The 7,722-nt window shown below is 70.6% G+C and carries 8 protein-coding genes and 1 pseudogene; 4 read left to right on the forward strand and 5 right to left on the reverse strand.

What is annotated here, in order from left to right; all coding sequences use genetic code 11:
* Window positions 1–167 precede the first annotated feature (167 nt).
* A complete protein-coding gene (folE, locus tag ROTAS13_RS15635) occupies window positions 168–797 on the reverse strand; it encodes a GTP cyclohydrolase I FolE (protein WP_058389600.1) in 630 nt (209 codons plus the stop codon).
* A 159-nt stretch (window positions 798–956) separates the two neighbouring features.
* A complete protein-coding gene (gene apaG, locus ROTAS13_RS15640; protein ID WP_026033170.1) occupies window positions 957–1,367 on the reverse strand; it encodes a Co2+/Mg2+ efflux protein ApaG in 411 nt (136 codons plus the stop codon).
* A 218-nt stretch (window positions 1,368–1,585) separates the two neighbouring features.
* Here apaG and ROTAS13_RS15645 point away from each other — a divergent pair, with 218 nt between their 5' ends.
* On the forward strand, window positions 1,586–2,122 hold the full coding sequence (locus tag ROTAS13_RS15645) for a chalcone isomerase family protein (protein ID WP_019461058.1): 537 nt from the start codon (window positions 1,586–1,588) through the stop codon (window positions 2,120–2,122).
* A gap of 21 nt (window positions 2,123–2,143) precedes the next feature.
* On the opposite strand, the gene ROTAS13_RS15650 is transcribed toward ROTAS13_RS15645, so the two are convergent.
* Both ROTAS13_RS15650 and ROTAS13_RS15655 read right to left on the reverse strand, forming a co-directional pair.
* Window positions 2,144–2,449 (reverse strand): chorismate mutase, encoded by a 306-nt coding sequence (locus ROTAS13_RS15650; RefSeq protein ID WP_026033171.1) that lies wholly within the window; start codon window positions 2,447–2,449, stop codon window positions 2,144–2,146.
* A 212-nt stretch (window positions 2,450–2,661) separates the two neighbouring features.
* Window positions 2,662–3,714, reverse strand: coding sequence for an enoyl-CoA hydratase/isomerase family protein (locus tag ROTAS13_RS15655; RefSeq protein WP_079253242.1), 1,053 nt, complete (start codon window positions 3,712–3,714; stop codon window positions 2,662–2,664).
* Between the two features lie 83 nt (window positions 3,715–3,797).
* Here ROTAS13_RS15655 and ROTAS13_RS15660 point away from each other — a divergent pair, with 83 nt between their 5' ends.
* Window positions 3,798–4,895, forward strand: a complete 1,098-nt coding sequence (locus tag ROTAS13_RS15660; RefSeq protein ID WP_075822797.1) for an ABC transporter ATP-binding protein — start codon at window positions 3,798–3,800, stop codon at window positions 4,893–4,895.
* A gap of 67 nt (window positions 4,896–4,962) precedes the next feature.
* On the opposite strand, the gene ROTAS13_RS15665 is transcribed toward ROTAS13_RS15660, so the two are convergent.
* Window positions 4,963–5,988 (reverse strand): NAD(P)-dependent oxidoreductase, encoded by a 1,026-nt coding sequence (locus tag ROTAS13_RS15665; RefSeq protein ID WP_075822798.1) that lies wholly within the window; start codon window positions 5,986–5,988, stop codon window positions 4,963–4,965.
* A gap of 233 nt (window positions 5,989–6,221) precedes the next feature.
* Here ROTAS13_RS15665 and ROTAS13_RS15670 point away from each other — a divergent pair, with 233 nt between their 5' ends.
* Together ROTAS13_RS15670 and ROTAS13_RS15675 are read left to right on the forward strand one after the other, a co-directional pair.
* Window positions 6,222–7,340: an ABC transporter substrate-binding protein gene (locus tag ROTAS13_RS15670; RefSeq protein ID WP_252571155.1), complete on the forward strand. Its 1,119-nt coding sequence runs from the start codon at window positions 6,222–6,224 to the stop codon at window positions 7,338–7,340.
* Window positions 7,341–7,485: 145 nt separating this feature from the next.
* Window positions 7,486–7,722: pseudogene (locus tag ROTAS13_RS15675) on the forward strand (ABC transporter permease); the annotation flags it as partial.

Consider the following 7,722-nt stretch of genomic DNA (forward strand, 5'->3'; position numbering starts at 1 on the left):
CCCCGGAGCGGGGTGGCTGGGAGCGGCCCTACGCGCCGCCGCCGGCCGTGCCGCAGCCGGCCTACTACGGCAATCCCGGCGCGCCGGCGGTTTCCACCGAGCCGCACTGAAGGCGCCTTGGGGGCAGCCGCGGGGCAGCGCCAAGGGCCGGGCGCCGCCGTTCGCGTTCAGATGATCGGCGTGGCTCTCGGGGCACCGATCATGGCGAGGAATTCCTGCCGCGTGCTGCGCTGGTCCCGGAAGGCGCCCAGCATGCGGCTGGTCACCATGGTCACGCCCGGCTTGTGGGCGCCGCGCGTGGTCATGCACTGGTGCGCCGCCTCCACCACCACGGCGACGCCGTAGGGGTTCAGCACCTCCTGGATGGAGTTGGCGATCTGCGCCGTCAGCTTCTCCTGGATCTGCAGGCGCTTGCCATAGGCGTCCACGACGCGCGCCAGCTTGGAGATGCCGATGACCCGACCGCGCGGCAGGTAGCCGACATGGGCGCGGCCGATGATCGGCGCCATGTGGTGCTCGCAGGTGCTTTCCAGCCGGATGTCGCGCAGGATGACCATCTCGTCATAGCCCTCCACCTCCTCGAAGGAGCGCTGGAGCAGCTCGACCGGATCCTCCTCATAGCCGGCGAACCATTCGCGGTAGGCCTTGGCCACGCGCTTGGGCGTGTCCAGGAGCCCTTCGCGGCCGGGATTGTCGCCTGCCCAGCGCAGCAGCGTCCGGATCGCATCCTCCGCATCCTGCTGCGTCGGCCGGGGTTCGCCCGGCTCCTGGTACGGAGGGAAAGGTGTGCTGGTCAAATTCCGTTCCTCTGATTCCATCCCTGGCCGGGGATGGGGTGGGGCCTGCGCGCGGATCTCGCCGGCCGGTGCCAGACGGCATCCGGGAAGGCGGGGCTCGCGGGCTCCCGGCAGTGAGTTGTGGCAGGGCTGCGGGAGGCTGCGCAACCTCTGCGTGTATCAGTTCAGGGTGACGCGCCCATCCGGGCTGTCGAGGCTGAAGGCCGGTATCTCGACATCGAAATTCTCGCCGGTGCCGGTGGCCACCATGTGGTAGGCGCCCCGCATAAAGCCCGAGGGCGTGGGCAGCGGCGTGCCGGAGGTGTATTCGAAGCTCTCCCCCGGCTCCAGGATCGGCTGCTCGCCCACCACCCCGTCGCCATGCACGCGCTGGGTGCGGGCCATCGCGTCGGTGATCAGCCAGCTCCGCTTCAGCAACTGCACGGTTTCCCGGCCGCCATTCTCGATCTCGACGCGATAGGCCCAGACATGGCGCCCTTCCTCCTCCGAGGACTGGTCGGCCAGGTAGTAGGTCCGCACGCTGACACGGATTCCCCGCGTGACGGCGACATAGGCATCTCGGCCAACCATGCTGCTCAGCCTCCCGGAAACAGGTTCGGCAACTGCCAGATAGGCGGAAACGGGCGCGGAATCGAGCTTCACGCAGAAGTTTCCGCGGATCGGGTGGCGCGGCCGGGTGTGGGGCTTGGCCCGGGAGCGGGGAGCGGGGAGGCTGCGGCGCCCCGGCACCGGTGCCCTCCGGGAACCAGCCGGGGCGGTGCCAAGGACCCCCTCGGGAGTTGCCATTCTTGCCCCTGCTGACCCGCCGTGCCGGCCTGTCGCTCCTGCCGCTGCTTGCCTTGTCCGGCCGGGCCGTGGCGCAGCAGGCGGCACTGCCGCCCAGCCTCCAGGTCGCCGGGCGCAGACTGGTGCTGAACGGCACCGGCCTGCGCCGGGTCTTCCTGTTCGAGGCCTTCCGCGCCGCGCTGTACCTGGAAACCGCCAGCCACGACGCGGAGGCGATCCTCGCCTCGACCCAGGTGAAGCTGCTGATCCTGCGCTATTCCCGCGACATCCCGCGCGACCGGCTGGTGTCGGGCTGGGAGGACGGGTTCCGCGAGCGCTGCGCCTGCGCCATGCCGGACAACTTCCGCGCCCGGCTGCGCGACCTGCGGGAAGGCGAGGAGGAGACCTGGCTCTTCCTGCCAGACCATGTCGATATCGCCTATGCGGGCGAACGCCCGGTGCGGATGGACAATCCCCTGGGCGCGCGCATGCTGTCCGCCTTTATCGGCCCCAAGGCCCAGAGCAGCGCCCTCAGCCGGGGGCTGCTGGGGCTGTCCTGAACCTTCCGGGGCGCCCGGGGCTCAGCTCCCCGCGCGCGGAACGGCCTCGTGGTGGCGGATCACCTCCTTCACCACGAAGGCCAGGAACTTCTCGGCGAATTCCGGGTCCAGCTTCGCGTCGGTGGCCAGGCGGCGCAGCCGCGCGACCTGTTCCGCCTCCCGCGACGGATCGGCCGGCGGGAGGTGGTGCTCGGCCTTCAGCTGGCCGACCCGCTGGGTGCAGCGGAAGCGTTCCGCCAGCATGTGGATGATCGCCGCATCGATGTTGTCGATGCTGTCGCGCAGGGTCTTGAGTTCCGGCAGGATGGCCGGTGCCGCTCGTGTCATCGGCGAAGCCTTCTCATGGTCCATCGGCATCCCCTCACAGGGGCGCTTGCGCTATCGCTTAGAGCAGATCGCCGCGGGGCGGCATCGCCCGGACGCCTGAATCCGCTCCGCGAACGAATGGGCAGGGCCTTCGCGGCGAAGGGCCGCGAACCGGGAATGCTCCCGCCGGAAGGCCGGGGATGGTGGCCGGGCCTTCCGGCGGGCCGCGCGGCTCAGGGCGCGAGCAGCGCCCGCACGGCTTCCATCCCGACATCCTCGATCCGGGCGGGCCGCCAGCGCGGCGACTGGTCCTTGTCCACCACCACGGCCCGCACGCCCTCCGCGAAATCCGGTTGCCGGATCACCCGCCGCGCCAGGGCCAGCTCCGTCGCGAGGCAGGTGGCGAGGTCGTGCCCGCCGCCGATGCGGAACAGCTCCCGCGTGATGCAGAGGCTCATCGGCGACATCCGGCGCAGCGTGGCGATCTGCTCCCCCGCCCAGTCGCTGCCCTCGGCCTCCAGCGCCTCCAGGATATGCGGCACGGTGCCGGCGCCGAAGCAGCGGTAGATGGCTTCCGCCTGTGCCGTCACCGCGCCATGTGGCGCCGGGCGCGTATGGGCGGCGATGGCGGCCTCGGCATCGCCTTGCAGCAGGGCCTGGCGCAGCGCCGGCAGCTCCCCGGAGGGGCAGTAATGCGTGGCCATCCCGGCCTCCACCGCCTCCGCGCCCCGCAGCCGGGCGCCGGTCAGGCCCAGCCAGTTCCCGATCGCCCCTTCCAGGCGCGGCAGGCAATGGGAGGTGCCGACATCGGGAAAGAAGCCGATCGCGGTTTCCGGCATGGCGAGCAGCGCCTTCTCCGTCACCACACGGTGGGAGCCATGCAGCGAGACGCCGATGCCGCCGCCCATGCAGATCCCGTCGATCAGGCTGACCCAGGGCTTGGGGAAGGCGGCGATGGCCCCGTTCAGCGCGTACTCGGTGGCAAAGAAGTGGTCGGCCGCCTCGCCGCGCCCTTCCAGCACCGATTGGCGGATGAAGCGGATGTCGCCGCCCGCGCAGAAGGCACGGCCGCCGAGCCCTTCCAGGAGCACCAGCCGCACCGCCGGATCCTCGCCGAAGCGGCGCAGGGCCTCGGCCAGCGCATCGATCATCGGCTGGTCCAACGCGTTCAGCGCCTTCGGCCGGTCGAGCTGGATCACCCCCGCGGCCCCCTCGACCCGCGTGGCGATTCCCGGGCCGTTCCCCGGGTCGTTCCCCGGGCCGTTCCCCGTCTGGGCTTGGCTCATTGGCATTCCCTCCTGTCCATTGCGCATCATGGCACCGTAGGGGCGGTTGACGGCAACCGGGGGGACCCGCAGTTTCCGCCACCATGACGACCCACCTGGTGCGCTTCGAGGATGTGGAGAAGCGCTACGACGCCGGCGCGCTGGCGGTGCATGGCCTCAACCTCGCCATCCGCCGGGGGGAGCTGCTGACGCTGCTGGGCCCCTCGGGCTCGGGCAAGACCACCACGCTGATGATGCTGGCCGGCTTCGAGGAGCCGAGCAGCGGGCGCATCCTGCTGGACGGCAATGACATCGCCCATACCCCGCCGCACCGGCGCGGCATCGGCGTGGTGTTCCAGTCCTATGCGCTGTTCCCGCACATGACGGTGGCGGAGAACATCGCCTTTCCGCTGGAGGCGCGCGGCGTGGCGCGGGCGGAGCGCGAGAGCCGCGCGCGTCGGGCCCTGGAAACGGTGCGTCTGCCCGGCCTGGGCGACCGGCGGCCGGCGCAGCTTTCCGGCGGGCAGCAGCAGCGCGTCGCCCTAGCCCGTGCCCTGGTCTTCGAGCCGCCGATCGTGCTGCTGGACGAACCGCTCGGCGCGCTGGACAAGTCGCTGCGGGAGGAGATGCAGTTCGAGATCCGCCGCCTGCACCGCGAGCTCGGCGTGACCATGATGTACGTCACCCATGACCAGGCGGAGGCGCTGGTGCTGTCCGACCGCGTGGCGGTGTTCCGCGGCGGCCGCATCCGGCAGCTCGCCCCGCCGCGCGACATCTACGACCGCCCGGCCGATGCCTTCGTGGCCGGCTTCGTCGGCGAGAACAACAGCCTGCCCGGCCATGTCCTGGCCATGGAGATGGAGGAGGCGCGCATCCGCCTGGACTGCGGCGTGGTGGTGCGGGCCACCGCCGCGGTGGGGGTCGGCCCCGGCAGCCGCTGCATCGTCGCCATCCGGCCGGAGCGCTTGGCCGTCGCGGCCATGCGGGCGGAGGAGATGGGTGAGGATGCGGTGCCTGCCCGGCTAGAGGAGATCGTCTTCGGCGGCGACCACCTGCGCCTGCGCCTCTCGATCGGTGGCGAGGATGGGTCGCGCGCCGAGGTGATCGCCAAGCGCCCCGCCACCGGCGTGCTGCCCCAGCCCGGCGGCGCCGCGGCCCTGGCCTGGGACCTGTCGCAGGCCATCGCCTTTCCGGTGGAATGACGGGGCCCCTGAAGGGAGGGCGTTCCGCCGGGACCCTGCCCGGCGGATTCGGCACCCACCCCTTTCCTCAGCCCTGGAGCAGGTTCGGCGGCAGCAGCATCGCGCGTGGCCCGATGGGCTGCGTTTCCATGCGGCGCGGGTTCCGCCGCAGGAGGCCATGGCCCAGCCTGGCCTCGACCGTGCGCCGCAGGCCCGCATCCAGGGTGACGCGCGGCACCCAGTTCAGCAGGTTCCAGGCGGGCCGGGTGTCCACCGCCGTTTCCAGCTCGTGGGGGCGCGGCGGCAGGGCGCCATAGACCGGCTCGACCGAGGGGTCGATCAGGTCCACCAGCTTCTGCACCACGTCCCGCACCGAATGGGTGACGCCGGTGCCGACCTCGATGCTCCGGCCGAGCGCCGCCTTGCTCACCCCGGCATGCACCAGCGCGCTCACGATGTCATCCACATAGGTCCAGTCGGCGAGGCGGCCGCCGTCGCCCAGATGCGGCGCCCGGCCGTGGCGCAGCTCCTCGATCACGTAGGGCACCAGCTTGCTGCCGTCGCGCTGGCCGGGGCCGTAGGTCATGGCAATCCGGATATCGACGCAGCGCGTGTTATAAAGGCTGTCGAACAGCCGGGCATAGGCGGTGGCGGCGGCCTTGGAGGCGGCGTAGGGCGAGCGCGGCGCCTCGTTCGGCGCCGAATGCGCCTCGACCGAGCCCGCCAGCACCACGCGCTCCACCCCGCGCCCGGCGGCGGCCAGCAGGATGTTGATGGTGCTCACGAGGTTGTCGCGCAGCGTGGGCAGGACGGCCTCGATGCTGCGCGACCCCGTCACCGCGGCGCTCATGTGGAAGATGATCTCGGGCTGCGTCAGGCGAAGGAGCGACTCGATCTCGCCCGGCGCCGCCGGATCGCAGCGCCACCACAGGGGCGCCGCCTCGCCATCGTCATCCTGCGGGATCTCGCCGCGCGTGGTGCCATGCACCTCGGCGCCGGCCTCCAGCAAGGCGCTGCACAGGGCACCGCCGATGAAGCCCCGCGCACCTGTCACGAGGACGGAACGGCCTCGCAAGGCTGCCAGAATCGGGTCGTCGCTGCCGGGTCGGATCATCTCATATCCACGCTTGGTCACTCAGCATGGATCAAAATTGATATGAATTGAAGCATATCGCAAGAATTTTGTTTCTTTTTCTGGATCATACCGGAAAAATATGCTGCGGTGCAGAAGTTATCTCACCGGGCCATGTCAAACCAAGCACCGAAGTTCCTTGCGGCCCGTTCCGCCGCCGTTTCCGCTGGCGGATCTTTGTTCTAGCCTCCGGCGGCAGGGCAGGGAGGCAGATCATGATGCCGCGAAGCATGTTTCCGGTCGGGCATGGGGCCGGGAGGACAGGCATCGCCCGAAGGCGCCTTTTCCGGGCCGCGTGGCTGGCGGCCTGCCTTCCCGTCCTGGTGCCCATCCTGGCGACATCCCCGGCACGGGCGCAGCAACGCGACCTGACCGTGGTATCCTGGGGCGGCGCCTATCAGGACGCGCAGCGGGAGGTCTATTTCCGCCCCTTCCAAACGAAGACGAACACGCGCCTGCTGGAGGAGAGCTGGGATGGCGGCGTCGGCGTGCTGCGCGCCAAGATCCAGTCCGGCGCCAACAACTGGGACGTCGTGCAGGTCGAGAGCGAGGAGCTGCTGCTCGGCTGCGACGAAGGCCTGTTCGAGAAGATGGACTGGGCGGCCATCGGCGGGAAGGACCACTACATCCCGCAGGCGGTGGGCGAATGCGGCGTCGGCACGATCCTCTATTCCTTCGTGCTGGCCTATGACCGCAACCGGACGCCGAACGGCCCGGCCAACTGGGCCGAGTTCTTCGACACGAAGAAGTTCCCGGGCAAGCGCGGCCTGCGCCGCGGGCCGAAGACGACGCTGGAGATCGCCCTGCTCGCCGACGGGGCGAAGCCGGAGGAGGTGTACAGGCTGCTGGGCACGGAGGCCGGGGTGGACCGCGCCTTCCGCAAGCTCGACAGCATCCGCGACAGCCTGGTCTGGTGGGAACGCGGAGCGCAGCCGCCGCAGCTCCTGGCCTCGGGGGAGCTGGCCATGGCCGTGGCCTATAACGGCCGCATCGACGCCGCCAACAGGCAGGACGGGCAGAACTTCGCCATCTCCTGGCCCGGCAACCTCTACACGCTGGATTCCTGGGTGATCATGAAGGGCACGCCGAACCGCGACCGGGCCCTGCAGTTCCTGAACTTCGCCGGCCAGCCCGGGATCCAGGCCGAGCTGCCGCCGAAGATTCCCTATGGCGTCACCGCCAAGGGCGCCAACGACCACATCGCGCCCGCCGTGCTGGCCAACCTGCCCACCACGCCGGAACACATGGAAGGCGCGCTGCGGATCGACGACCAGTTCTGGCTCGACAACCTCGACCGGCTGAGCCAGCGCTTCAACAACTGGCTGTCGCGCTGAATCGGACCGCCGCCGGCGCCGCCCGCTTCCCGGGCCGGGCCTGGGCCTGGACACGACCCCGGCGGCTTTCCGCCGGGGACAGGGGATGGTAGCGGGGGCGCCCCGCCTCCACGCGCCTTCCCTCCGGAGTTCCACCGGGAGATCCATGCCGAACCGCCGCGAACGCCTCGCCGCCGCCCTGCTGGTGGCACCGCTGCTGCTCTTCCTGCTGGGCGTCTTCCTGCTGCCGATCGGCGCCTTCCTCTGGCGTGCCGTGGCGGAGACGGACGTGGCGCCGGCCCTGCCGCGCACCCTGGCCGCGCTGCGGGACTGGAGCGGGCGGGACCTGCCGGGCGAGGCCTGTCTCTTGATCACATCTACGCACAGCTCCACCGTAAGGCGA

The sequence above is a fragment of the Roseomonas sp. TAS13 genome (genome assembly GCF_001950415.1).
GTDB lineage: Bacteria > Pseudomonadota > Alphaproteobacteria > Acetobacterales > Acetobacteraceae > Roseomonas > Roseomonas mucosa.